Origin of the sequence: Mangrovimonas cancribranchiae (assembly GCF_037126245.1) — a bacterium.
GTDB lineage: Bacteria > Bacteroidota > Bacteroidia > Flavobacteriales > Flavobacteriaceae > Mangrovimonas > Mangrovimonas cancribranchiae.
Genome location: NZ_CP136925.1, coordinates 1,704,062 through 1,730,456, shown reverse-complemented (window position 1 = coordinate 1,730,456; position 26,395 = coordinate 1,704,062). Strand labels below are relative to the sequence as shown.

The following is a 26,395-nucleotide window of genomic DNA, read 5'->3' as shown; positions in this document are numbered from 1 at the left end:
ATCATGAATTTAATAAATAGTAATACAATGAAAAATAGAATAGCACTTTTAATTATGGCAATTATGTTATTGCCGTTAACAGGTATGGCACAAGATATTTTTGCTAAATACAGCGAAAATCCCGAGGTAACTTACGTGTCTATTAAACCTAAAATGTTCCAAATGTTAGCGAAGATGGATATTAATACCGATGATCCAGAAGCACAAGAGTACCTTAATATGGTAAATAGCATTACCAGTTTTAAAACTATTGTTACAGATAACGAATCGATATCTAAAGATGTTGTAGGTTGGGTAACATCACGCAAAAGTTCTTTAAGTGAATTAATGGAAGTTAAAGACGATGGTGTAGAAATGAAGTTTTACATAAAAGAAGGTAAAGATGAAGATCATGTAAGTGAATTTTTAATGTTTGTTAATGGTCTTTCTCAAGTAACAAAAGGGGCAGATATTGAAGTTAACGGTAAGAAACGAAATGTTGAAACTGTAATTGTTTCTTTAACAGGAGACATCGACTTGAATCAAATTTCAAGACTTACCAAAAAAATGAATATTCCAGGAGGCGAACACCTTGAGGAGAAGAAATAATAAATAATTATATCGAATTATGATACAATCAATCAAAAAATACCTTTATGGTTTGCTAGCATGTGTTATGCTAGCAAGCTGTAATTCGGGAGAAACGTTACAAACCTATTTTGTAGACCGACAGGAAACCCCAGATTTTACATCAGCAGATTTGCCAACATCAATAGTTACTTTTGATACGGCTACATTAACAGAAGAGCAAAAAGCCGCTTACGAGTCTGTTGACAAATTAAACTTTTTAGGATATAAAATTAAAGACTCTGGTAATTTAACAACCTATAATACTGAAGTTGCAAAAGTAAAAACCATTTTAAATGATACGAAGTATAAAGATTTGATGGAATTTAACGATCGCGGTGGAAAAGTTGTTATAAAATATTTAGGCGAAGACGATAGTGTAGATGAGTTTGTAGTTTTTGGAAGTTCTAAAGAGATGGGCTTTGGTATAGTAAGAGTTTTAGGTGATAATATGTCACCAAGTAAAATAGTTACGTTAACAAAAGCCATTAGAGAAGCCGATATTGATACAACACAGTTAAAAGGACTAGAAAGTTTCTTTAAAAATATTTAAAAGCTAGACGTTATAGTTTTTAAAAATAAAAGGCTCGCATTGCGAGCCTTTTTGTATTAGTTATCTTGAGTTTCATCCTCGCTTTTGCCAGAGGATTTGTTAATTATCAAATTAACAATAACCAGAATAAAACAGAGTAACAGCGTGCCAGAAATGGCATAGTTATCTAATAAATCTAAAATTCCAAAAAAGGAAAACCCCAAAAATACAAAAGCACAAAGGGCTAAAGATTGTTTGTCTGTTAACATAAATTAAATACCCGTGTAATTGCTTGGTGTAATATTTTTTAACTCATTTTTAATCTCGTTAGAGACCTCTAAAGTATCAATAAATTCCGAAATAGATTGTTGTGTTATTTTTTCATTGGTTCTAGTTAATCCTTTTAAAGCTTCGTAAGGATTTGGATAACCTTCACGACGCAAAATAGTTTGAATAGCTTCGGCAACAACAGCCCAGTTGTTTTCTAAATCTTCATTAAACTTAGCCTCATTAAGAAGGAGTTTATTTAAGCCTTTAAGTGTGCTTTTAAACCCAATAATTGTATGCGCAAATGGTACGCCAGCATTTCTTAAAACGGTACTATCAGTAAGGTCTCTTTGTAATCTAGATATAGGAAGCTTTGCTGCTAAATGCTCGAATACGGCATTGGCAATACCTAAGTTACCTTCAGAATTTTCAAAATCTATAGGATTTACTTTGTGTGGCATGGCACTACTTCCAACTTCACCTTTTTTAATCTTTTGCTTAAAGTAGTCCATAGAAACGTATGTCCATATATCGCGATTTAAATCTATAATAATGGTATTTATACGCTTTAAACAATCAAATAACGCTGCCATATGGTCGTAATGCTCAATTTGTGTTGTTGGAAACGAATGGTAAAGGCCTAATTTTTCTTGAACAAATTTACTACCAAAGGCTTTCCAGTCTATGTTAGGATAAGCGACTTTATGCGCATTGTAATTTCCTGTGGCTCCTCCAAATTTGGCAGCACTTGGAATATCGTTTAATAAATTAAATTGTTCCTCTAAACGCTTTACAAAAACATCAATTTCCTTTCCTAATCGGGTTGGCGAAGCTGGTTGCCCATGTGTTCTTGCTAACATAGAAATGTCTTTCCATTCTATAACTAGCTCTTTAAGCGTGTTTAACGTTTTAAAATATTCAGGTACATAAACATCGTTCATTGCTTCTTTAATACTTAAAGGAATGGCAGTATTGTTAATGTCTTGCGATGTTAACCCAAAATGAATAAACTCTTTGTATTCAGAAATGTTTAAAGCATCGAATTTTTCTTTTATAAAATATTCAACGGCTTTTACATCGTGATTAGTAACATTTTCTATGGTTTTAATTTGTAGCGCATCTTCGGCGGTAAATTCTTTATATATATTTCTTAACGCTTCAAAAAGTGTGTGGTCAAAGCTATTTAATTGCGGCAACGGAATTTCGCATAACGCAATAAAGTATTCAATTTCTACAAGAACACGGTATTTAATAAGTGCTTCTTCAGAAAAATATGTTGCAAGCGCTTCGGCTTTGTTTCGGTATCTACCGTCAATTGGCGATATGGCGTTTAGTTGTGTTAACGTCATGATGTGTTGTTTTAAAGAAGTGGCAAAGATAACGGTTTTAAGTAGAAGAGTGAAGTGTAAGTAATCGTTTTTAAGATTTCTTTATTTTTTTTAAAATATGTTTAGCACGTGCTTTAAAGCCCGAACTTTGTATGTGATAGTCGCGTTCTAAAATTAAAGCAAGTTCCGGGTGAATCCAATCGTAATCTTGCCCAAATAAAAATAGCGTATTCATAGAATAAGCTTTCGGTGCGATTTTTTCATCATTAATCATATAATCAAAACAAACTTCTATAATACGTTCTTTATGGGGGGTGTTAACGTTTGTTTTATAGCGTTATCTGTTTTAGCATAATAGGCTTTGGCCAGATATTCGCAAATTTTTGCTACTGGACGTACAGCCGAATCGAAATGGACATATTTCATGTTTTTTGTAAAATAATCTAAATGCGGAATAATAGCATCTAGTTGTTCTCCACACATAAACTCTAAAATCCAAGCTGCACGACACGATATTTTATCATCTGTCATAAATAAAATATCTAAAGTTTTAGGAACTAAATAAGTGTTGTTTAGAAGTAAATTGGCATACTGTAAGCGCTTTTCTCTAGAATGGTTAACGTAATTTAATTCTTCGTAAAGTTGTTTTGTTGTCAAGGCTTTTTTCTATTTTTATCTCTAAATCTAATCAAAATGAAAAATACTTTAAAGAAAATCTTGTTTTTGCTCTTAGCAGTATTTGTTATAGCGCAATTTTTTGGACCAGAAAAAAATGATGGCGATTTAGTCACGTTAGAGCCCTTTTTAGCAGAGACAAATCCACCAGAAGACGTTAAGTTAATTTTAAAAGAAACGTGTTTTGATTGCCATAGTAGTGTTACAAGATATCCTTGGTATAGTAAAATTACTCCTGTTAACTATTGGTTAAACGGTCATATAGAACACGGAAAAGAAGAATTAGATTTTTCGAAATGGGAATCGTATTCGGCAAAAAAGAAAGCACATAAATTAGAAGAAGTAGCCGAGCTAGTTGAAAAAAAAGAAATGCCTTTAGAGTCTTATACATGGGTACATAAAGAAGCAAAACTTTCCGATGCGCAAATAGATGCTGTTGTAGCTTGGGTTAATAAAGTAAAGTTTAAATATTCCTTAGAGCCAAGACCAGAATAGTTATTTTGAAACACAAACTTTTAATAATTGGCTTTGTATGGCCAGAACCAAAAAGTTCTGCAGCTGGAAGCAGAATGATGCAGTTAATAGCATTTTTTTTATCACATAATTATGATGTGACATTTGCTACAACAACCAAGAAAACCCAAAATGCCTTTAACTTAAAGCAAATAGGTGCCCATGAAGTTGAGGTTGAACTAAACAATTCTAGTTTTGATGATTTTCTAGCAGATTTAAAACCAGACATCGTTTTATTTGATAGGTTTTTAACCGAAGAGCAGTTTGGTTGGCGTGTGGCAGAATGTTGCCCCAACGCTATAAGAGTACTAGATACAGAGGATTTACACTTTTTACGAAAAGGGAGGCAGAAAGCCTTTAAAGATAAAGAATTATTTAATAATGATTATCTCTATAACGATACCGCAAAACGTGAAATAGCCAGTATATTACGTTGCGATTTAAGTTTAATTATTTCGGAATATGAGATGACGTTGTTGCAAGAAAAGTTTCATGTTAATACATCTCTTTTATTGTATTTGCCTTTTATGTTGCCTGCGATTCCCAAGAAAGAAATAGCAAAATTGCCTAAGTACAAATCAAGAGAACATTTTATTACTGTCGGTACATTTTTGCACGCTCCTAATTATCAATCGGTTTTATATTTAAAGCGAACTATTTGGCCAAAAATTAAAGCACAACTTCCTAATGCCAAACTTCATATTTATGGAGCTTATCAATCGCAAAAAGTCACTCAATTACATCATGAAAAAGAAGGGTTTTTAATTAAAGGATTCGTTGATGATTTAGATGACGTAATGCAATCGTCTCGTGTATGTTTAGCGCCGTTACAGTTTGGTGCTGGTTTAAAAGGCAAATTAATAGATGCCATGAAAAATGGAACACCGTGTGCTATGTCTAGTATTGCAGCCGAAGGTATGTTTGGAACATCTCAACCAAACGGCTTTGTAAGTGATGATGTTAATGAGTTTGTAGAAAAAACAATCCAGCTTTATAGACAGCAATCTTTCTGGGAAGAATCACAAAAAAATGGCTTTGAAGTATTAGAACAAAGATTTTGCAAGTATGAGCATCAAGATAATTTTTGGGGAAAATTAAAAGCCATAAGGTCTAATTTAAAATCTCATCGTCAAGACAATTTTTTAGGAAGTATTTTGCAACATCATTATCACCAAAGTACCAAGTTTATGTCCAAATGGATAGAGGAAAAGAATAAATAGGATGCGTTTTGGGTTTGTTACAAGTATTTATCTACTCTTAATTTAGGTAGACTATCTAATTTTATTACTTTTAGCCTTCTTTATAAATATCAATGCTATTTTGTTTAACCGTATTTTTATAACTGTGTTTTTTTTATGTTGTAGTATTTTGAGTTTTTCTCAAAATCAACCACCAAATATTACAGCTACAGGAAATCAAGTTTATTGTCCGTTAAGTCAAATGCCTATTGTGTCTTTTTTTAATATTGATGACCCTGACGATACAGCTATAGAAGCCCTTTACATTCAAATTTCTACAGGCTATCAAGTTGGTAGCGATGTTTTGGAGTTAACCGGGGCGCACCCAAATATTCAAACAAGTTGGGATGCTAATCAAGGAAAATTAACCTTAGCAGGAATTGCGGGAAATCAAGTCGCTTATACCAATTTAATTGCGGCAGTTTACGATGTCGTTTTTGAAAGTACTACAATAGATTTAGAGTTTGAAAAAACATTTTCTTTCACCATAGGTGAGGCTAACTATTTGCCTTCTACAGGACATTATTACGAGTATGTTGCCGATGTAGGTGTATCTTGGGAAGAAGCAAAAGTTTTAGCAGAAAATAGAACATATTATGGGTTGCAAGGTTATTTAGTAACAATTCTATCTGAAGAAGAAGCACAATTATCAGGCGAACAAGCAGCAGGAACAGGTTGGATTGGTGGAAGTGATGCCGAAACAGAAGGCGAATGGAAATGGGTTACTGGTCCAGAATCTGGTACCGTATTTTGGAATGGCGGGACAAATGGATCTACACCAAATTATGCTTTTTGGAATACAGGTGAGCCTAATAACTTGGGAGCAGAAGATTATGCACATATTACAGCACCAGGATTAGGAATACAAGGTTCTTGGAACGATTTACCCAATGTTGGTGGCGACGAGGGAGATTATGAACCAAAAGGTTACATTGTTGAGTATGGTGGTATGCCTGGAGACCCTACGTTAAACTTATCAGCCAGTACGCAATTAAATGTTCCTAGAATAATTAATACATTAGAAGCTGAACGTTGTGGTAATGGTACTGTAACATTAGAAGCAGAAGCTTCAATAGGTACAGTGTATTGGTTTAGCTCAGAAACGGGAAATGTTATTGCGACAGGAAATACGTTTATTACTCCTGAAATTAATGAAACAACTACGTTTTATGCCTTAGCAACAGCAAACAGTTGTTTGGAAGGTGAAAAAGTTCCTGTTACAGCTACAGTATATACGTTACCAGAAGTAAATTCGCCAATTACATTTAATAATTGCGATGAAGATGGCATTCCCGACGGATTTACTAATTTCAATTTAAATGAAATAGGAGATTTAATAACAAATGGAGAGACATCAACTTACACCATTTCATATTATGACGATATTTCTAATGCTAATCAAGGAATAAACACATTAGAGGCCTATCCGTATAATAATATTAACTCCAGTGTAATCTATGTTAGAGTAGAAGGAGAAAATGGATGCTTTAAAATTGTTACGGTTAATTTAGAGATTTCTACCACGACTTTACCCGATGATTTTCTAGTAACCTTACAAGCCTGCGACACAGGAATAGAAGGGATAGAGGAATTTAATTTATTAGATGCAGAGCAGGACTTTTTAGATGTATTCCCTAATGCTCAAAACTTAAGTGTTCATTTTTACGAGACTCTTGAAGATGCCCAGCTAGAATTAAATGAAATAAATGCTACAGTTCCTTATACTAATCAAAATCCTTTTTCAGAAGTTCTTTATGTAAGAATTGAAGATGATAATGGCGGTTGTTATGGTATAGGTGAGCATTTAAATTTAATAGTTCAGTCTAAGCCAGAATTTCAGTTAGATAATAGAATAGTGTTTTGTTCTAATGAACAATCTGTCACACTAAACACATATAATCCACAAGGAAATTACAATTACGAGTGGTTAGATATTACTGGAGCTATTTTAGGAACAGGGCCTAATTTAGAAGTAAATTCTGGAGGAGAGTACTTTGTAATTGCAGAAAATGAAAATGGGTGTTTTTCTGATATTAAAAACATATCGGTTGTAACCTCTTCAAGCCCTAGTATAAGTTATGAAGATATTTCTATTAGAGATTTTAGTGAGACTAATAGTGTAACCATTAATACACAACATTTAGGAAGCGGAAACTACGAGTTTTCTATAGAAAGTAGTTCTGGTCCTTATCAAGACGCGCCATACTTTAGTAATTTATCTTACGGAAGTTATACACTTTATGTTAGAGACAAGACTGGTTGTGGAGTTTCTGAGATAGCATTTTCAATTTTAGGGCATCAAAAGTTCTTTTCTCCCAATGGAGATAATGTAAATGACACTTGGAATATTAAAGGCGCCGGACAAGGATACAAATTAACATCTTACATTACAATTTACGATAGGTATGGTAAAATGATACAAACAATAACTCCTTTTGAAGGTGGCTGGGATGGTACCTTAAAAGGAATACACTTACCAGGTTCAGACTATTGGTTTGTGGCTAGAATGATAACCAATGTTGGAGAACATAGAATATTAAAAGGACACTTTGCTTTAATAAGATAGGGCTAGTTTTCTGTAACAGAAATGCCTTTTTCAACAAACCTTTTAAAATCCATCATATATTGCTTGGACTGTTTTTTAAAAGCACCTGGCATAAGTAAAGTCATTAATCGATATGTAAATTTTGTAGGTATAAATTCAGATTTTGATACCCATTTAGTTTGACCATCTTCTGTTTCCTTAAAAAAATTTTCTTGCACATTATGCATCCCTTTAGTATCATAAGTTGCATGAAACTCATTAGGAAGTTGCTTTTTAGTAATAGTTTCTATTAACACCATTTGGCGTTTTCCCATTGTATAGATAAGCTTTGTTTTAGAGCCAACTTCGCCAGGATTACCCGATAAAAACTCATACGATGTTAACCCTCGTTGCCAATGTTTCATATTAGACATATTATCGAACTTTTTTATAAACTCGTCTATTGGGCATGCTACAACAACTTCAACTTGATATTTCATATAAATGAACGTTTGATTAAAAGTAATAAAAAAAGCGATTGTATTTACAACCGCTTTTTGTTAGATGAGGTTTTGTGTGTTTATTGCGCAATTACTTTGATAACCTTTTTTAGGTTTTCGCCTTCAACTTTAATAAGTAAAAGCTGATTTTTTGGTAAAGAAATACGCTTTTTAAAGTCGTTAGTTATATTATTATTGAATTGCTGAATAATTCTGCCAAATACATCATATACGGTAATATTAGCCATACCTTGGTAGCCGCTAATATGTAATTGGTTATTAGTAATGAATACCTTGCTTTGTTTTGAAATATCGTTAATAGACATCGTTGTGCTTTCGGTAATGGAATATTCAAAAGTATCAATGTTAAATGAAATATCGTAATTGTTGTCACTTGGTATAGGAATATTGTCTCCAGAGTTTGGTACAGCGGTTCCAGATAGCGTAGTTCCACCATAGTTAACATTCCAATTGCCATCTCGTCTAAACTTTAATTCACCAGTAGTTAAAGCTACGTTGTTGGCAGTGTAAGTAATATAATCGGTTGTACTTAAAACAACATCGCCAGCCCAGCTATTAAAATCGCCAATAATACTCACATTTTGATCGGATGGAGACACTGGTGTAAAGGTGTATTCGGTAGATCCAATATCGATACTAATATCATAAAATCCTGCTTCGACAGGAATATCATTATCGGCCCAAGTACCATTAGGAAACGTCGTGCCGCCCCAGTTATTATCCCAGCTATCATCTTGTCTAAATTTTAAGCCTGTATCTGGTAGATAATAGTTACTTATAGTAAAAGTGATATTATCAGAAGTGTTCATGTTAACATCGCTACCCCAACCATTAAAACCTCCAAGAAATCCTACAGATTGCGAAAACATTAAGCTAGGTATAGCAATTACATAAATAAGAAAAAGTAGTTTTAATTTCATATATAGATGATTTATAAGTTAATAGTTGTTACAATATAATAAAAACGAGGTTTTATTTTTAACTCAAAACGCAACTACAACGTTTTCGTGTTGATAAATAATTAAAAACAAGACGATTATTTTATTAAATAAACAATTTTGTTTTAACATTTTCTTGCATCGTATAAACATTGCTGAATAGACTAATTGTTTTATTTTTGCAGGTATTCATATTAAAATAAAAGTATGCTTCGTATTTATTTCTTTCTTGCAATATGTTTTTTTTCAAGCACATTACAAGCGCAAACTTCTCAAAGCGATGTTTTGTTTACTGTTGACGATAGTCCTATTTATTCCAAAGAATTTATAAGAGTTTTTAAGAAGAATTTAGATTTGGTTAAAGACGAATCGCAAAAAGATGTTGATGAGTATTTAAAACTATTTATAGATTACAAGCTAAAACTTAAAGAAGCCCAAGCATTAGGACTTGACAATAAGCAGTCTTATCAAAGAGAGTTAGAAGGTTATAAAAAGCAGCTAGCTAAAAATTACCTAACCAATAACAAAGTAACTTCAGAATTGGTAGAGGAAGCCTACGAAAGGGTAACTAACGAGATTAAAGCAAGTCATATTTTAATAAAACTTAGCCCAAACCCTAAGCCCGATGATACTCTTTTTGCTTACAACGAGTTAATTAAATTGCGAGAAAGAGTTGTAAATGAAGGTTTTGAAAGCGTAAAAAACGATGTGCATAATGGAAAAACAATTTTTGCAGAAGATTTAGGATATTTTTCAGGGTTTAAAATGGTTTATGATTTTGAAAATGCAGCATATAATACACCTGTAGGAGAAATATCAATGCCATTTAAAACAAGATTTGGATATCATATTGTAAAAGTAGATGATAAAAGAGCATCTCGCGGAGAACGCACCGTGGCTCATATTATGATTTCAAATAATAAAGAAAACACAACACAAGAAAATGCCGAAACGAGAATTAATGCAATATATCAAAAACTTCAGCAAGGAGAAGATTTTGAAGCTTTAGCTAAACAATTTTCAAATGATGTAAGTTCTGCCAAAAAAGGCGGCCTTTTACCTGCTTTTGAAGGTGGTCAGTTAAGTTCTCAGGAGTTTGAAGATGTTGCTTTTTCATTACAAAAAGAAGGTGATGTTTCAGAACCTTTTCAAACGCAATTTGGGTGGCATATTGTTAAGTTGTATAAAATATCGCCTATGGGGTCTTTTAGCGATATGAAACCTCAATTAGAAGCAAAAGTAAAAAGAGATTCCAGATCGCAACTTATAAATGAGGCTTTGGTAAATAAACTTAAACAGGACTATAATATAACACCAAACAATGATGCTTTAGCCTATTTTGAGTCAATTTTAAATGAAGATTATTTTAAGAGAACTTGGCAATTGCCAAAAGACTTTAAATCAGAAGAAAACTTAGTTAGCATAGGAGACTTACAATTAACATATTCGGATTTTGGTGAGTATTTGATAAAAACACAAAGACGTCAAAGCGGTAAAAAACCAATAGACGTTTTAGTAAAAGAACATTATAAGGTATTCTTAAGTAACCATTTAATTGAGTATAGAGAAGCCCATTTAGAAGATGTAAATGAAGAATATGCTAATATTATTACCGAATACAGAGATGGGTTATTGCTATTCGACTTAATGGAGACAAAAATATGGAATGCCGCTAAAAATGATACCGTAGGCTTAAAAGCTTTTTACAAAAAAAATAAAGAAAACTACTTTTGGAATACAAGAGTAGATGCGGTAGTGGCATCATCGGCAAAGAAAAGTGTTATTAAAAAAGCATCTAAAATGCTTGCCAAAGGCACATCGCCAGAAACAATAAAAAACACCATAAACAAAGATGGCAAAGTGAATGTAATATTCACTTCAGGAATTTTAGAAAGAGATCATCAATCGTTGCCAGAAGACTTTAATTTTCAAAAAGGCGTGTCGAAAATATATCATAAAAACGATGCTTTTTTAGTTATAGATGTGAAAGAAGTACTTCCAAAAACATTAAAACAATTTGATGAGGTAGAAGGTATTGTATTAACAGATTTTCAAAATTATAAAGAGCGAGAGTTTGTAAAACAGCTTCACCTAAAATATAATGTAGTTGTTAATAAAGCCGTATTAAGTAAAGTAAAATCTCAAATTAATCAATAATTGCATACACGTAAATTCATATTGTTATGTTTGCTTTTAGTTACATTAAGTGCTTGTAATTTCTTTAAAAAAACAGAGGAAAGCACGCCGGTAGCTAGAGTAAACGATACTTATTTGTATAAAGAAGATATAGAAAAGTTATTGTCAGACAATTTATCTAAAGAAGATAGCACTGTTTTAGTAAACAATTATATTAACCGTTGGGCCACACAGCAACTTTTGGTAGAAGGCGCAAAACGCAATTTATCCGAGCAGCAAGTTCAAGCGTTTGAAGATTTAACAGTAAAATATAAAAACGATTTGTTTTCTAATGCTTATTTAGAGGCTTTAGTAGATAAAAATATAGACACAACAGTAACGCTTTCTGAAGCACAATCGTATTATGAGGATAATAAATCGGTATTTAATTTAAACGAAGATTTAATTAAATTCCGTTACATTCATATAGACGAAAATGCTATAAATCTAGAAGCTATTAAAGAAAAATTTAAGCGTTTTAATACAAGCGATAAAAAGCATTTAGATTCGATATCTATTCAATTTAAATCTTACTCGTTAAAAGACTCAGTATGGATTAAGTTAGATCAAGTTGTGGATAAAGTTCCTGTAATAACCATCGAAAATAAACCGCAACTGTTAAAAAAATCTAATTTTATACAACTTAAAGACTCATTAGGTTTATATTTGATGCATGTAAACGATGTGCTTACACGTAACAGTACAGCACCGCTAGAATACGTAAAACCTACAATAGATCAAATTGTTATAAACAAAAGAAAGTTAGAGCTTATTAAAGAGCTGGAGAAAGATATTACTAAAGATGCAACAAAAAATAAAAACTTTGAAATTTACAATTAAAACCACCACTATATTATTCACAGTGCTTACCTGTTTTGTTAGTCTGTTTTCAAATGCACAAGAAATAATTTCAGACGATAGTACCAAAGTAGCAGTAACAAAAGTAAAAGACTCTGCAACATCATTTCAAACTAGAAAAATTGATGGTGTGGCAGCAGTAGTAGGCGATTATATTATTCTAGATTCCGATATAGATAAAACAATTTTAGAGCTAAAAGCTAGCGGCGCCTCTTTACAAGGCGTGTCTAGATGCCAGTTATTTGGAAAAATGTTGGAAGACAAGCTGTATGCACACCACGCTGTACAAGATAGTATTGAAGTAACCGATGCCGAAATACGTTCTAGTGTCGATTATCAGCTTCAGCAAATGATGGCACAATCTGGAAAAAGCATGGAAGAATTAATTGCTTTCTACAACAGAAAATCAGAAAAAGAACTTCGTGAAGAAATGTTCGAAATTAATAAATCTGAACGATTGGCTGGCGAAATGCAAAAGAAAATTGTCGATGAACTAGAAGTTACTCCAGAAGAAGTTAGAGAGTTTTTTAATAAAATCCCCGAAAGCGAAAGACCAACCTTTGGTACAGAGCTTAAGGTATCTCAAATTGTTATAGAGCCAGAAGTTTCAGAAGAAAATAGACAACGCGCCATAAACCAATTAAAACAATTTAAAGCCGACGTTCAAGAAAACGGAGCTAGTTTTCGTTCCAAAGTTGTTCTATATTCAGATGACAAAGCATCAATAGCTACAGGTGGTTTATACACATTAAACCGAAATAAACCAAGAATGGTTAAAGAGTTTCGCGAAGCTGCATTTTCACTTCAAGAAGGTGAAATTTCAGACCCATTCGAAACCGATTTTGGATTTCATATTGTATATCTAGAAAAAATTAGAGGGCAAGAATACGATGTAAGACACATATTACTTATTCCAGAAGTATCGCAATCTGCTGTAAAAGAGGCTAGAGAAGAGGTGGAAAAAATTAGAGAACGCATAGTGGCTGGTGATATTTCTTTTGAAGATGCTGCTAGAGAATCAAGTGACGAAAAAGAAACCAGAAGCGAAGGTGGATTTTTAATTAATCCTGCCACACAAGACTATAACTTTGAATTAACCAAAATGGACCCAGAGTTATACGGCCAAATTCAAGATTTAGAAGAAGCCGAAATCAGCCCTATAATTACCGAAACAACGCGTACAGGCGTGATGAAGTTTAAAATTATGCGTGTTACAGATAGGGTAAACGAGCATGTAGCAGATTACTCTAAAGACTATTTGAAAATAAAAGAACTAGCACTAAACGAAAAGCGTTTTAAAGCAATTGAAAAATGGCAAGACGAAAAAATAATGGATACTTACATTAAAATTAATGGCGAGTATAAAGATTGCGATTTTTCAGGGAATTGGTTAAAACAATAATATATGTCAGACGTAGCTAAGATTGAAGAATTTGTAATAAAGTATAATGCACTAAAAACAGAAATAGCCAAAGTAATTGTTGGTCAGGACTATGTGGTTCAGCAAGTGTTAATTTCTATTTTTTCTGGCGGACATACACTACTAATTGGTGTTCCCGGATTGGCAAAAACTTTAATGGTAAAAACCATTGCCCAAGCTTTAGGATTAGACTTTAAACGTATACAGTTTACGCCAGATTTAATGCCAAGCGATATTTTGGGAAGTGAAATTTTAGATGAAACCCGTCATTTTAAATTTATAAAAGGACCTGTTTTTTCTAATATTATCTTAGCAGACGAGATAAACCGTACACCTCCAAAAACACAAGCTGCTTTATTAGAAGCCATGCAAGAGCGTGCTGTAACCGTTGCAGGACATCATTATAAGCTAGATTTACCGTATTTTGTTTTAGCAACTCAAAACCCGATAGAGCAAGAAGGAACTTACCCGTTGCCAGAAGCCCAGTTAGATAGGTTTATGTTTGCAGTAGATTTAGAGTACCCTTCTTTTGAAGAAGAAGTTGCTGTAGTAAAATCTACCACAGCAGACAACACACAAACCGTTGACCCACTATTTACAGCAAAAGAAATCGTAGATATTCAAAACTTAATACGAAAAATACCTGTTGCCGATAATGTTGTGGAATATGCTGTAAAAATGGTAGGGAAAACAAGACCAAACTCCAATACAGCAGCCGATTTAGTTAAAAATTACATCGATTGGGGCGCAGGACCAAGAGCCTCACAAAACTTAATTCTAGCAGCAAAAACTCACGCTGCCATTAATGGAAAATTCTCGCCAGATATTGAAGATGTTCAAGCTGTAGCGCATAGTATTTTAAAACACAGAATTATAAAAAATTACAAAGCAGAAGCCGAAGGAATTTCAGAGAAAGAAATCATCAAAAGTTTATTTTAATTCTTTCTAAATAACTCAATCCTCATTTATTTGAGTTTAGGTTGTTAATTTATTATATTTTTAATTCTTAAATTAAGAATATCGTACTTTATGTTGTTGTTTTTGTTGTTTTATTGAAAATATTTCAAGCTTAAACCTTATTTGTTACATATTTTTAAAATCGTAGCAAAATTTGTATTTTTGCGAGACTTACAATAAAAAAACTAAAAATTAATATGGCATTTGATATTGATATGATTAAAAAGGTTTACTCCGAAATGCCAAAGCGCGTGGATAAAGCACGTGAAGTGGTAGGTAAACCATTAACACTTTCAGAAAAGATTTTATACGCTCACCTATGGGATGGCGAGCCAACAAAAGCGTACACAAGAGCTAAAGATTATGTAGATTTTGCTCCAGACCGTATTGCTTGTCAAGATGCAACGGCGCAAATGGCGTTGTTACAATTTATGCAAGCTGGTAAGGATAAAGTTGCTGTTCCAACAACAGTACACTGCGATCACTTAATTCAAGCTAAACAAGGTGCTACGGCCGATTTAAAACGTGCCAACGAAACCAGTAGCGAAGTGTTTGACTTTTTAGCATCAGTATCAAATAAATATGGTATTGGATTCTGGAAACCTGGAGCAGGAATTATTCACCAAGTAGTTTTAGAAAATTATGCCTTCCCAGGAGGTATGATGATAGGTACCGATTCTCATACAGTTAATGCTGGAGGATTAGGTATGGTAGCTATTGGTGTTGGTGGAGCAGATGCAGTAGATGTTATGGCAGGAATGGCTTGGGAACTAAAGTTTCCTAAATTAATTGGTGTTAAATTAACTGGAAATATTTCTGGTTGGACAGCGCCTAAAGATGTGATTTTAAAAGTAGCTGAAATTCTTACCGTAAAAGGAGGAACAGGAGCTATTGTAGAATATTTTGGCCCAGGTGCTAAAAACTTATCTTGTACAGGTAAAGGAACCATTTGTAATATGGGTGCCGAAATTGGAGCCACAACATCAACTTTTGGTTACGACGACTCTATGGAGCGTTATTTACGAGCTACAGATAGAGAAGATGTTGCTGATGAAGCAAACAAAATTAGAGAATACTTAACAGCAGATGATGAGGTTTATGCGAACCCAGAACAATACTTTGATCAAGTTATTGAAATCGATTTATCTACATTAATGCCTCACTTAAATGGTCCGTTTACGCCAGATTTAGCAACTGAAGTAGGTACTATGACAGATAAAGCTAAACAAAACGAATGGCCTTTAGCTGTAGAATGGGGATTAATAGGATCTTGTACAAACTCGTCTTACGAAGATTTATCAAGAGCTTCTTCAATTGCACAGCAAGCCTTAGATAAAAAATTAAAAACAAAAGCTGAGTTTGGTATTAATCCAGGTTCAGAACAGGTAAGATACACAACAGAACGTGATGGTATTTTAGATATTTTTGAAAAATTAGATGCTAAAATATTTACTAATGCTTGTGGCCCTTGTATTGGTCAGTGGGCGCGTTATGAAGACCCTAAGAACGCTCCAAAAAACAGTATTGTACACTCATTTAACAGAAACTTTGCTAAGCGTGCCGATGGAAACCCAAATACGCATGCCTTTGTAGCTTCTCCAGAAATGACAGCTGCTATCGCTATTGCCGGTCGTTTAGACTTCAATCCAATGACAGACACGTTAATTAACGAAGATGGTGAAGAAGTCATGTTAGACGAACCAACAGGATGGGAATTACCACCAAAAGGTTTTGAAGTTAAAGAAAACGGTTATGTTAATCCAGTTGAAGACGGTAGCAATGTAGAAGTTGTTGTCGCCGACGATTCTGAAAGATTAGAGCTGCTAACACCATTTAAGCCAATTGGTAATGAAATTACAGGCGCCAAATTGTTAATTAAAGCATTTGGTAAGTGTACTACCGATCATATTTCTATGGCTGGACCTTGGTTGCGTTTCCGTGGGCATTTAGATAATATTTCAAACAACTGTTTAATTGGTGCTGTTAATGCTTATAACAAGAAAACCAATATGGTTAAAAGCCAAATTACAGGAGAATATGCAGGTGTACCAGATACACAACGTGAATATAAAGCAAAAGGTATAAAAACCATTGTAGTAGGAGATCATAACTACGGTGAAGGATCGTCTCGTGAACATGCGGCAATGGAGCCAAGACACTTAGGTGTTGCTGCTGTAATTGTAAAGTCTTTTGCACGTATTCATGAAACAAACCTTAAAAAACAAGGTATGTTAGCTTTAACATTTGATAATGAAAATGATTACGATTTAATTCAAGAAGATGATACCTTCAACTTCTTAGACTTAAATGAGTTTGCTCCAGATAAGCCATTAACTATTGAAATAGCTCATGCTGACGGTAGTAAAGATCAAATAAAAGTGAATCATACGTATAACGAAGCACAAATTGCTTGGTATAACGCAGGTTCTGCATTAAACCTTATTGCAGCTCAAAACGCGTAATTAAGGAATACATATTTTTTAATCAAAAAAGCTCCTGTGTTTCAGGAGCTTTTTTTATGATGTACCTAAACTAATTTTTATATGAAATTAAAAAAAGCACAAATAAAAAACATAGTATTTTTCGTGTTTATAGTCTTACTTATTATTCCGCAAACGCGGCAACCAATACAGGTATTTCTGCAAAAAGGCTTGGCCCTTATTCCACCATCAACAATTAATGAGGAGAATAGACAGAAAATAAAGACATATAATTGGCGTTTAGAAGATGTAAATGGTAATCAATCTAATTTCTCAAAATCTCAAGGGAGAGTGGCGCTTATTAACTTTTGGGCAACTTGGTGTCCGCCATGTATCGCAGAGATGTCTAACTTAAACGAATTATATCTGGATTATAGTGATAAAGTTGATTTCTATTTTGTTTCTAATGAAGATATTGAAACTCTAGAGCAGTTTTTAAAAAAGAATAAGTATGCTTTTAATGTACATAGTTCTATAACTCAATATCCATCAAATTTTAATGTAAGTAGCATTCCTAGAACGTTTTTAATAGACAAAAAAGGGAATATTGTAATAGATAAAACGGGGGCTGCTAATTGGAATAGTGATAAAGTAAGGAATGCAATAAATAAATTACTAGAAGAAGAATAAGTGCGCACGAGAAGACTCGAACTTCCACGACCAAAAGCGGTCATTAGGCCCTCAACCTAACGCGTCTACCAATTCCGCCACGTGCGCTTAATGAGGTAAGCAAAAATAAAAAAAGTTAAGCAAAATGCTTAACTTTTTTTGTGACTTGGCTGGGGCTCGAACCCAGGACCCTCTCCTTAAAAGGGAGATGCTCTACCAACTGAGCTACCAAGTCTCCTGTGTTTCTCTTAACGAGGGTGCAAATATATAACCTTTAATCAATATTCCAAACCCTTTTTTAGATAATTTTTCGTTTTTTTGCATTGAATTTAGTTAGTGTTTTAATTATCAGTTTATAAGCATATGAATATTTTTTTAGTCGGTTACATGGGAAGTGGGAAATCAACTGTTGGAAAACAATTATCAGCCATTTTAGATTTTAATTTTGTAGACTTTGATAATCTTATTGAAGAAAAAGAAGCCGCTACTATTTCGACTATTTTTAAAAATAAAGGAGAAGTTTACTTTAGAAAGCAAGAATATAAATATTTATTAGAGCTTTTTAAGTATGATAATCGTGTGGTGTCTTTAGGAGGAGGAACTCCATGTTATGGAAATAATATGGAGCGAATTAAAGCTCATGATAATGTTGTAACTGTATACTTAAAAGCTAAAATACCAACTTTGGTAGATAGGCTAATTTTAGAAAGAGAGAAAAGACCTCTTATTACTCACATAGAAGAACGTGATAGTTTAACCGAGTTTGTAGGGAAACATTTATTTGAACGTTCCGAATTTTATTTAAAAAGCGATTTAGTAATAGATGTTGATGATTTGTCTCCAGAAGAAGTGGTAAGTCAAATTGTAGCTTCATTATTCTAAATACGCTTCAAACGCTTTTCCTTCTAAAACGACTTCAACATGTTCTTTAAGCGATGTTGAAAGAGAAATACCTTTAAAATCGGCTTTTACGGGATATTTTTTATGATTTCTGTTAACCAAAACAGCTGTTTTAAATTGTTTTAATGGCACATTTAAAAAATGTTTTACACCATATATTAAGGTACTCCCTGAGTTTAAAACATCATCTATTAAAACAATAGATTTGTTGGTATATTCAGAAGCTTTTAAAGACGTTTTAATATCGTTTAAAGGATGCTTTTTATCTATAATTACTTTGCAAAGCGTAATATCTAAATCAGAAATTTTACTTAGTGTAGTTTTTATTTTTTTTGCAAGAACGTAGCCATTACTATCTATACCAGCAAGAATAATGGCTTTTTCATTAACATTACTCTCATAAATTTGGTACGCAATACGCGTTATTTTATGGTTAATTTCTTGATGTGTTAAAATGATATTTTTAGTAGAGCTCATTTGTTGCAAATTATGTTTTTCAAAGATAGACATTGCAAAGGTTAAATTTCATTTTCATCATGAAAATCATCGATATCTCTTCTATCTTTTTTTGTAGGTCTTCCAGTACCTTTTTTTCTATAATAGTCTTTCGAGTATTTAAGCAGTTCTTGACCTTCAAATTCCGTTTTAGGTGTTGTATCTGTCCTATAAATATCAACTAATTTGGCGCCAACTCTATTAGGGGGTAAATCGTTAACAGTAAGTTTGTAATTAATTTGGTTCTTTCTCACTTGAATTTCATCAGTAGGGTAAACCTCTCGACTAGGTTTTATTGGCTCTCCATTAATTTTCACGTGTCCTTTTTTACAAGCCGTAGTGGCTTTACTTCTTGTTTTGTAATATCGAACACACCAAAGAAATTTATCAACTCGCATATTTAAATATAAAAAACTACGTTAATGTTATAGTGCAAAAATATTATAATATTGTATCTTGCGCATTAAAAGTTTATAAATATGAAATTAAGAAAAGTTACCGTAGCTATAGTAGCTTCGTTATCAATTTTTTTAGGATGTGAGGAAGAAGATGATTCCGTAGCATCTGTTTCGGTTAGAGATAGGGCAGAAGTTTATGAGGAAGACATTGCCCAAATAGAAGAATATTTATCTACTCACTTTTACAATTACGACGATTTTAATTTTGGTGACCCTTATGGGAGCGATAACGATAATTTTCAAATAACATTTGGTGAAATTGAAGGTGATAATAGTGATAAAACGCCTTTAATAGATCAAGTAGAGGAGAAAATTGTTGAATATAATAATATAGAATACAAGTTATATTTTTTAAAAGTAAGACAAGGTTTAGGTGAGGATTTACATGCTTCAGATGAAGCTTTCCTAAATTATGAAGGTATTAATATTGAAGATGGTTATGTATTTGACAGTACCGTAAATCCAATTAGACTTAACTTAACGACTATTGGGACTAGTGTAATAGGTGTTGTAGATGGCTTTAGAGATGGCCTAGTCGAGTTTAATGCAGGTTATAATCATGTGGACAATGGTGATGGAACATTTACGTATAAAAACTATGGTATTGGTGCTATTTTTATCCCTTCTGGTATAGGGTATTTTTCTTCAGGAACGTCTGGCTTGCCAGCTTATACGCCTATGATTTTTAAAATAGGTCTTATGAATGTTATTCATACTGATTATGATGTGGATAATATAGATTCTTACCTTGAAGATTTAGATGGTGATGGCGATCCGTATAACGATGATACAGATGGCGATTCATTAGCTAATTTTATCGATAATGACGATGACGGTGATGGAGTGTTAACTAGAGATGAGCTAGATTATGATACCCATACATATAATCCTGGTTTAGGCGATCCTGAGCCTACTTTTCAAAGCAATGAATACGAAATGGACAGAGAAGAAGATGATAATGGAGAAATAACTATTAACACCGTTATTTTAAGAGATACAAATAACGATGGAACGCCAGATTACTTAGATGACACCATTGCTGTTGAAGTAGATTAACATTCTAATATCAAAATATTAAAAAAGGCACGTTTTTAAAACGTGCCTTTTTTAATTCTGAAAGCTATTATTATAAAATTAAGCTTAAGCTAAGAATAAGTTGATCTGGTCTTGTATCAATTCTACTAACAATGCCATTACTTAAATTATCATCAATAAAGGTAGCTTCATTATCACTAAAGCCACGTTCATATCTTAAGTCAATTCCTACTCTGTTAAAACTAACGCCAACTCCAAAATTAATTCCAACAGTAAAATCGTTTTCTACATTATCAATACTTATTCCATCAAACTCGGTGTCTAAAATGTATTGAAATGAAGGTCCCGCAAAAGCATTAAAAACTTTAAAAAAATTAATTCCAACAAGAACAGGAGCGTCTAACTTTTGCATGTCAAAACTAGCATCGTCATAATCACTTTTTGTTTTTGTATAGACTAATTCAGGTTTTATAAATAATTTATTGCCAACTTTACCAAAAATACCAAAGTGGTAACCAATATTTCTATCTGGAGTTTTAGCATTTTGGTTTACCGACTCAAAATAATCGCCATTAGCATTGTAATTAATACCTCCTTTAAAACCAATACCATTTTTATTTTGCCCATTAACAAAAAAAACCATTGCAAAAGAGCATGCAATGGTTGTGATAATATGTTTCATAATAATTGTTTTTAAGATTTTGTGTGTAGTACAAAAACGTATAAAAACAAGAATTATTTTCTTTTTAAAACTTTTTCTGAAGCAGAAACAATAGATTTACTGTTTAAACCATACTTCTCCATAAGCTGATCTGGAGTTCCAGATTCACCAAAAGTATCTTGAGTTGCTACAAATTCTTGTGGTGCAGGATTGTGAGTCGCTAATGTTCTAGAAACACTTTCTCCTAAACCACCTAAGTAGTTGTGCTCTTCAGCAGTTACAATGCATTTTGTTTTGGCAACAGAGTCTAAAATAATTTTTTCATCTAATGGTTTAATAGTATGAATATTAATAACTTCAGCAGAAATCCCTTTTTCATGTAATTCTTTTGAAGCTTCCAAAGCTTCCCAAACTAAATGACCTGTAGCAACTATAGTAACATCGTTACCTTCGGTTAATTTAATGCCTTTACCAATTTCAAAAGTTTGATTTTCTGGTGTGAATACAGGCACTTTTGGTCTTCCAAAGCGTAAATATACTGGCCCATCATGCTCTGCAATAGCAATTGTTGCGGCTTTTGTTTGGTTATAATCGCAGGTGTTTATTACAGTCATACCTGGTAACATTTTCATTAAGCCAATGTCTTCAAGTATTTGGTGTGTTGCACCATCTTCACCTAAAGTTAAACCAGCGTGAGAAGCACATATTTTCACATTTTTTCCTGAATATGCTATAGATTGACGGATTTGATCGTAAACTCGTCCTGTTGAAAAGTTGGCGAATGTTCCTGTAAATGGAATTTTTCCACCAATAGTTAGTCCTGCAGCAATACCCATCATATTAGCCTCGGCAATACCCACTTGAAAAAATCTTTCAGGATTTTCGGCAATAAAATCATTCATTTTAAGTGAGCCTATTAAATCGGCACATAAAGCAACAACATTAGGGTTTGTGCGTCCTAACTCGGTTAACCCAGCACCAAAACCACTTCTTGTATCTTTCTTCTCTGTATATGTATAAGTTTTCATGTTTTCTTCGGTTGTTAAATTAATAGTCTCCTAAAGTTTCTGGATTTTGCTCTAGTCCAATAGCTAATTGCTCATCGTTAGGAGCTTTACCATGCCAAGCATGTGTATGCATCATAAAGTCTACACCATTACCCATAACTGTTTTTAGTAGTACACAAACAGGTTTTTCTTGGCCTGTTTTATTTTTAGCTTCTGCCATTCCTTTTAGGATAGCTTCTAAATTATTACCTTCTTCTATCTCTATTACAATCCAACCAAAGGCTTCAAACTTAGATTTTACATCGCCCATGTCTAAAACATCATCAGTGGATCCATCTATTTGTTGCCCGTTTAAATCTACAGTAGCAATAAGGTTATCCACTTTTTTTGCTGAAGCATACATAATGGCTTCCCAATTTTGCCCTTCTTGTAATTCGCCATCGCCATGAAGACTATAAATTAAATGCTTATCGTTATTTAATTTTTTAGCTTGAGCCGCACCAATGGCAACACTCATACCTTGTCCTAATGATCCTGATGCAATTCTAATACCTGGTAACCCTTCGTGAGTAGTTGGATGACCTTGAAGTCTAGAGTTAATTAAACGGAACGTGTTTAACTCGTCAACTGGAAAATATCCAGTTCTTGCTAAAACACTATAGTATACAGGAGAAATATGTCCGTTGGATAAAAAGAATAAATCTTCTCCAATTCCGTCCATATTAAACTCGTCATTTTGCTCCATAATTTCATTATAAAGCGCTACAAAAAATTCTGTACAACCTAGAGAACCTCCAGGGTGACCAGAATTAACTTTGTGTACCATTCGTAAAATATCTCTACGAACTTGGATAACTAAATCTTCTAAATGTTGTGATTTTGACATTTTAATTGTGTTGTTTTTTCAAGCTACAAAAGTAAAGTTTTATCCCTATTTAATAAAGCTATTTTAAAGCATTTATTAACTAAAAAACATCATTTGCTAACAATACAGATAATTATGTAAATCCTAAAATCATGATAAAGTCCAACGCTTGTAACATATAGTTAGTTATCTTTGCTGCCAACAAAATTTAACTATGACTTTTGACCTACTAGCAAAAGACTTACAAAGTAAAGCAAGAGCAGGAACGATTACTACAGATCATGGCACAATAGAAACGCCTATTTTTATGCCCGTAGGAACTGTCGCTTCTGTTAAAGGGGTGCATCAACGCGAATTAAAAAATGATATTAATCCAGATATTATTCTAGGAAACACCTATCATTTATACCTTCGTCCTAAAACACCTATTTTAGAAGCTGCTGGCGGGTTACATAAGTTCATGAATTGGGATAGAAATATTTTAACCGATTCTGGTGGCTACCAAGTTTATTCGCTTTCTGCCAATAGAAAAATTAAAGAAGAAGGCGTTAAGTTTAAATCGCATATAGATGGTAGTTACCATACGTTTACACCAGAAAATGTGATGGAAATTCAGCGTACTATAGGCGCTGATATTATTATGGCTTTTGATGAGTGTACGCCATATCCGTGTGATTATCATTATGCAAAGCGCTCTATGCATATGACACATCGTTGGTTAGACCGTTGTATTAAGCATTTAGAGAAAACACCTTTAAAATACGACTATAACCAAACACTTTTTCCTATTGTTCAAGGAAGTACTTATAAAGATTTGCGCCAACAATCGGCAGAATATATAGCAAATGCAGGTGCAGAAGGAAATGCTATTGGTGGACTTTCGGTTGGAGAACCCGCAGAAGAAATGTATGCCATGACCGATGTGGTGTGCAACATCTTACCAGAAGATAAGCCTCGCTATTTAATGGGTGTTGGAACACCAATAAACATACTAGAAAATATTGCTTTAGGAGTTGATATGTTCGATTGCGTCATGCCTACAAGAAATGCAAGAAATGGTATGTTGTTTACCGCTCATGGTACCATAAATATCAAAAATAAAAAGTGGGAAGATGATTTCTCTCCTATAGATGATATGGGCATCACTTTTGTTGATACCGAATATAGCAAAGCCTATTTAAGACATTTGTTTACAGTGAATGAATTGTTAGGAAAACAAATAGCAACCATACATAATTTAGGCTTTTATTTATGGTTGGTTCGCGAAGCTAGAAAGCATATCTTAGCCGGAGATTTTAGAACCTGGAAGGATAAAATGGTTAAACAAATGGACAAGCGTTTGTAAATGAAAATTTTAGACTGGTACATATTAAAGCGATATTTGTTTACATTCTTTGTAATGCTATTGTTGTTTGTGCCTATTGGTATTACGGTTCATTTAGCCGAAAAAATTGGTAAAATATTAGAAAACGAAGCGCCTTTTAACGAGGTTATGCTTTATTTTTTAGATTTTACCATATATTTTGCACACTTATTATTCCCGTTATTTTTATTCTTATCAGTAATTTGGTTTACGTCAAAATTAGCCAATAACACAGAAATTGTTGCTTTTTTAAGTTCAGGGGTGTCATTTTATAGGTTTTTAAGACCTTATATGATTGGAGGAACACTTGTAGCTATTTTAGCATTGTTTTTAGGAATGTATTTAGCACCCGAGGCAAGTAAAGGGTTTAACGACTTTACCTATAAGTATTTAAAGAAAGGACGTAAAGCTCAAGAAACACAAAACGTTTACAGGCAGATAAATGATAACGATTACATTTATGTAAGTAGTTTTGATGTAAAGCGTAATATAGGGAGAAACTTCACCTTAGAGCATTTTGAAAACGATAAAATGGTCTACAAAATTAGTGCATCGTCTATTAGGTTTGTAGAGGAAGACTCTACATATCGTTTAATTTCATATGTAAAACGTAACATAGGTAAAGACAACGATATCTTAGAAACAACCAGACGAAAAGATACAGTTTTTTCTTTCGATCTTGAAGATTTAACACCTGTAGAATACATAGCAGAAACATTACCTTATGGCGAGCTTAACCGTTTTATTGAAAAGGAAGAAAAACGAGGTTCTTCTTATATAAGCAGATATAAGCTAGTTAAATATAAAAAGTGGAGTTTACCTGTATCGGTATTCATTTTAACCATTATAGCAGTTGCCGTTTCTTCTATAAAACGCCGTGGCGGAATGGGCGTAAACCTTGCTTTTGGTATTTGTATTGCTATGACATTTGTGTTTTTCGACAAGATTTTTGGTGTTATGGCAGCACAATCAGATTTTCCTCCCTTAATCGCTGTCTGGTTTCCTAATATTTTATTTGGTATTTTAGCTGTATACTTGTTGTTAAATGCTAAACGATAAGCTAAAAGATTATTCACACCTTCATTTTTTAGTTTTTATAGCCGGATTCACAGCGGTAATAGGAGCTTTAATTTCTATCGAGGCTATTTCTTTAGTTTGGTATAGAATGTTAATTGCTTTAGTGGTAATGAGCCTTTACTTGGTGGTGTTTAAAGTTAACATTCAAGTTTCTAAAAAGGAATTGACTAAATTTTCGCTAGCTGGTATTATTATTGCCTTACACTGGATTACGTTTTTCGAAGCTATTAAAACAGCCAATATCTCTATCGCGTTAGCTGCTTTTTCAACTGGATCTTTTTTTGTGTCTTTTATAGAGCCTTTAATATTTAAACGAAAACCAAGTTGGTACGAAATTCTCTTCGGAATTATTATCATAATAGGCGTTAGTATTATAACTAAAAATGAGTTTCATCATTTTAAAGCTTTACTAATAGGGGTCTTATCAGCTGTTTTTTCGTCACTTTTTGCTGTTTTAAATGGTAAGTTTTTAGAAATCCATAAAGCTTCAGTTATATCGTTTTACGAGTTTATTGCAGGAGTATTATTTATTTCGGTTTATTTAATGTTTTCTATTAACGGGTTTTCAAAAATGTTTTTTTCAATATCTCTTAATGATTTACTTTGGCTTATAATTCTCGCAACCATTTGTACAGCATACACTTTTGTGGCTACCGTTTACATAATGAAAAATATAACGCCTTACACCGTTGTACTTACCTATAATCTAGAACCTGTTTATGGTATACTTTTAGCGTTAATTATTTTCCCAGAAAAGGAAACTATGAGTATAAACTTTTATTTAGGCGCAGGTATTATTGTTATAACGGTACTGCTAAATGGTATTATTAAGAATATTAAAAACCTTAAAAAGAAAAGAACGTTATCTCAATTTGATGATTAAAGTTTTTATA

At 33.1% G+C, this 26,395-nt stretch carries 26 protein-coding genes and 2 tRNA genes; 16 read left to right on the top strand and 12 right to left on the bottom strand.

Translation table 11 applies throughout. The features are described from left to right. Positions 1 to 3: 3 nt before the first annotated feature. Both R3L15_RS07780 and R3L15_RS07775 read left to right on the top strand, forming a co-directional pair. The gene (locus tag R3L15_RS07780) at positions 4 to 588 is read left to right on the top strand and encodes a DUF4252 domain-containing protein (RefSeq protein ID WP_338730960.1); all 585 of its coding nucleotides are present in this window, start codon (positions 4 to 6) and stop codon (positions 586 to 588) included. Positions 589 to 607: 19 nt separating this feature from the next. Continuing rightward, positions 608 to 1,159 carry a DUF4252 domain-containing protein gene (locus tag R3L15_RS07775; protein WP_338730959.1) on the top strand — a complete coding sequence of 184 codons (552 nt, stop codon included), beginning with the start codon at positions 608 to 610 and terminating at the stop codon, positions 1,157 to 1,159. Between the two features lie 251 nt (positions 1,160 to 1,410). Here the strand turns inward: R3L15_RS07775 and purB are convergent, their stop codons facing one another. The 3 genes from purB to R3L15_RS07760 all read right to left on the bottom strand — a co-directional run bounded on the left by purB (position 1,411) and on the right by R3L15_RS07760 (position 3,390). Then, entirely contained in the window at positions 1,411 to 2,754 is a 1,344-nt protein-coding gene (gene purB / locus R3L15_RS07770; RefSeq protein WP_338730957.1) for an adenylosuccinate lyase, read from the bottom strand. A 70-nt stretch (positions 2,755 to 2,824) separates the two neighbouring features. Next, positions 2,825 to 2,968, bottom strand: coding sequence for a hypothetical protein (locus tag R3L15_RS07765; protein ID WP_338730955.1), 144 nt, complete (start codon positions 2,966 to 2,968; stop codon positions 2,825 to 2,827). Between the two features lie 56 nt (positions 2,969 to 3,024). Further along, the gene (locus R3L15_RS07760) at positions 3,025 to 3,390 is read right to left on the bottom strand and encodes a hypothetical protein (RefSeq protein ID WP_338730954.1); all 366 of its coding nucleotides are present in this window, start codon (positions 3,388 to 3,390) and stop codon (positions 3,025 to 3,027) included. Positions 3,391 to 3,426: 36 nt separating this feature from the next. On the opposite strand from R3L15_RS07760, the gene R3L15_RS07755 reads away from it, so the two are divergent. From R3L15_RS07755 to R3L15_RS07745, 3 genes are all read left to right on the top strand, one after another. Next, on the top strand, positions 3,427 to 3,903 hold the full coding sequence (locus tag R3L15_RS07755; RefSeq protein ID WP_338730952.1) for a heme-binding domain-containing protein: 477 nt from the start codon (positions 3,427 to 3,429) through the stop codon (positions 3,901 to 3,903). Positions 3,904 to 3,908: 5 nt separating this feature from the next. Continuing rightward, the gene (locus R3L15_RS07750) at positions 3,909 to 5,141 is read left to right on the top strand and encodes a glycosyltransferase family 4 protein (RefSeq protein WP_338730951.1); all 1,233 of its coding nucleotides are present in this window, start codon (positions 3,909 to 3,911) and stop codon (positions 5,139 to 5,141) included. A gap of 148 nt (positions 5,142 to 5,289) precedes the next feature. Continuing rightward, on the top strand, positions 5,290 to 7,725 hold the full coding sequence (locus R3L15_RS07745; protein ID WP_338730949.1) for a T9SS type B sorting domain-containing protein: 2,436 nt from the start codon (positions 5,290 to 5,292) through the stop codon (positions 7,723 to 7,725). Positions 7,726 to 7,727: 2 nt separating this feature from the next. Here R3L15_RS07745 and R3L15_RS07740 read toward each other — a convergent pair whose 3' ends face one another. Both R3L15_RS07740 and R3L15_RS07735 read right to left on the bottom strand, forming a co-directional pair. Further along, positions 7,728 to 8,183, bottom strand: a complete 456-nt coding sequence (locus R3L15_RS07740; protein WP_338730948.1) for an SRPBCC family protein — start codon at positions 8,181 to 8,183, stop codon at positions 7,728 to 7,730. 80 nt (positions 8,184 to 8,263) lie between these two features. Beyond that, on the bottom strand, positions 8,264 to 9,124 hold the full coding sequence (locus tag R3L15_RS07735; protein ID WP_338730947.1) for a hypothetical protein: 861 nt from the start codon (positions 9,122 to 9,124) through the stop codon (positions 8,264 to 8,266). Between the two features lie 225 nt (positions 9,125 to 9,349). On the opposite strand from R3L15_RS07735, the gene R3L15_RS07730 reads away from it, so the two are divergent. The 6 genes from R3L15_RS07730 to R3L15_RS07705 all read left to right on the top strand — a co-directional run bounded on the left by R3L15_RS07730 (position 9,350) and on the right by R3L15_RS07705 (position 17,662). Continuing rightward, positions 9,350 to 11,299 carry a peptidylprolyl isomerase gene (locus R3L15_RS07730; protein ID WP_338730946.1) on the top strand — a complete coding sequence of 650 codons (1,950 nt, stop codon included), beginning with the start codon at positions 9,350 to 9,352 and terminating at the stop codon, positions 11,297 to 11,299. A 30-nt stretch (positions 11,300 to 11,329) separates the two neighbouring features. Beyond that, positions 11,330 to 12,157 (top strand): peptidyl-prolyl cis-trans isomerase, encoded by an 828-nt coding sequence (locus R3L15_RS07725; RefSeq protein WP_338730945.1) that lies wholly within the window; start codon positions 11,330 to 11,332, stop codon positions 12,155 to 12,157. Further along, the gene (locus tag R3L15_RS07720) at positions 12,120 to 13,577 is read left to right on the top strand and encodes a peptidylprolyl isomerase (protein WP_405023535.1); all 1,458 of its coding nucleotides are present in this window, start codon (positions 12,120 to 12,122) and stop codon (positions 13,575 to 13,577) included. The genes R3L15_RS07725 and R3L15_RS07720 overlap by 38 nt, the downstream gene beginning before the upstream one ends. A 3-nt stretch (positions 13,578 to 13,580) precedes the next feature. Next, positions 13,581 to 14,534: a MoxR family ATPase gene (locus tag R3L15_RS07715; protein ID WP_338730942.1), complete on the top strand. Its 954-nt coding sequence runs from the start codon at positions 13,581 to 13,583 to the stop codon at positions 14,532 to 14,534. A 215-nt stretch (positions 14,535 to 14,749) separates the two neighbouring features. Then, positions 14,750 to 17,014, top strand: coding sequence for an aconitate hydratase (locus R3L15_RS07710; protein WP_338730940.1), 2,265 nt, complete (start codon positions 14,750 to 14,752; stop codon positions 17,012 to 17,014). Positions 17,015 to 17,095: 81 nt separating this feature from the next. Beyond that, positions 17,096 to 17,662: a TlpA disulfide reductase family protein gene (locus R3L15_RS07705; protein ID WP_338730939.1), complete on the top strand. Its 567-nt coding sequence runs from the start codon at positions 17,096 to 17,098 to the stop codon at positions 17,660 to 17,662. A 1-nt stretch (position 17,663) separates the two neighbouring features. Here R3L15_RS07705 and R3L15_RS07700 read toward each other — a convergent pair. Beyond that, a tRNA-Leu gene (locus R3L15_RS07700) sits at positions 17,664 to 17,749 on the bottom strand. Between the two features lie 54 nt (positions 17,750 to 17,803). After that, positions 17,804 to 17,876: transfer RNA gene (locus R3L15_RS07695), tRNA-Lys, on the bottom strand. A gap of 128 nt (positions 17,877 to 18,004) precedes the next feature. Here R3L15_RS07695 and R3L15_RS07690 point away from each other — a divergent pair. Next, entirely contained in the window at positions 18,005 to 18,523 is a 519-nt protein-coding gene (locus R3L15_RS07690; protein ID WP_338730938.1) for a shikimate kinase, read from the top strand. Here the strand turns inward: R3L15_RS07690 and R3L15_RS07685 are convergent. Continuing rightward, positions 18,515 to 19,018, bottom strand: a complete 504-nt coding sequence (locus R3L15_RS07685; protein WP_338730936.1) for a phosphoribosyltransferase family protein — start codon at positions 19,016 to 19,018, stop codon at positions 18,515 to 18,517. The genes R3L15_RS07690 and R3L15_RS07685 overlap by 9 nt on opposite strands. A 41-nt stretch (positions 19,019 to 19,059) precedes the next feature. Continuing rightward, entirely contained in the window at positions 19,060 to 19,434 is a 375-nt protein-coding gene (locus tag R3L15_RS07680) for an RNA-binding S4 domain-containing protein (protein ID WP_338730934.1), read from the bottom strand. Positions 19,435 to 19,515: 81 nt separating this feature from the next. On the opposite strand from R3L15_RS07680, the gene R3L15_RS07675 reads away from it, so the two are divergent. Further along, positions 19,516 to 20,550, top strand: a complete 1,035-nt coding sequence (locus tag R3L15_RS07675) for a peptidylprolyl isomerase (protein WP_338730932.1) — start codon at positions 19,516 to 19,518, stop codon at positions 20,548 to 20,550. Positions 20,551 to 20,620: 70 nt separating this feature from the next. Here R3L15_RS07675 and R3L15_RS07670 read toward each other — a convergent pair whose 3' ends face one another. From R3L15_RS07670 to R3L15_RS07660, 3 genes are read right to left on the bottom strand one after another with little or no spacing between them, the layout of a single operon-like run. After that, positions 20,621 to 21,211: an outer membrane beta-barrel protein gene (locus tag R3L15_RS07670; RefSeq protein WP_338730931.1), complete on the bottom strand. Its 591-nt coding sequence runs from the start codon at positions 21,209 to 21,211 to the stop codon at positions 20,621 to 20,623. A gap of 53 nt (positions 21,212 to 21,264) precedes the next feature. Beyond that, complete coding sequence (locus R3L15_RS07665; protein WP_338730930.1) at positions 21,265 to 22,218, bottom strand: transketolase C-terminal domain-containing protein; 954 nt, start codon at positions 22,216 to 22,218, stop codon at positions 21,265 to 21,267. A gap of 19 nt (positions 22,219 to 22,237) precedes the next feature. Further along, positions 22,238 to 23,083: a transketolase gene (locus R3L15_RS07660; RefSeq protein WP_338730929.1), complete on the bottom strand. Its 846-nt coding sequence runs from the start codon at positions 23,081 to 23,083 to the stop codon at positions 22,238 to 22,240. Between the two features lie 193 nt (positions 23,084 to 23,276). Between R3L15_RS07660 and tgt the strand changes: the two genes are divergently transcribed. Genes tgt through R3L15_RS07645 form a run of 3 tightly spaced genes read left to right on the top strand, consistent with a single transcriptional unit; the run spans position 23,277 to position 26,385 of the window. Then, on the top strand, positions 23,277 to 24,407 hold the full coding sequence (gene tgt / locus R3L15_RS07655) for a tRNA guanosine(34) transglycosylase Tgt (protein WP_338730927.1): 1,131 nt from the start codon (positions 23,277 to 23,279) through the stop codon (positions 24,405 to 24,407). Continuing rightward, positions 24,408 to 25,484 (top strand): LptF/LptG family permease, encoded by a 1,077-nt coding sequence (locus tag R3L15_RS07650; protein ID WP_338730925.1) that lies wholly within the window; start codon positions 24,408 to 24,410, stop codon positions 25,482 to 25,484. It abuts the gene before it with no gap. Next, entirely contained in the window at positions 25,471 to 26,385 is a 915-nt protein-coding gene (locus R3L15_RS07645) for a DMT family transporter (RefSeq protein ID WP_338730924.1), read from the top strand. Before R3L15_RS07650 ends, R3L15_RS07645 begins: the two co-directional genes overlap by 14 nt. Positions 26,386 to 26,395 lie beyond the last annotated feature (10 nt).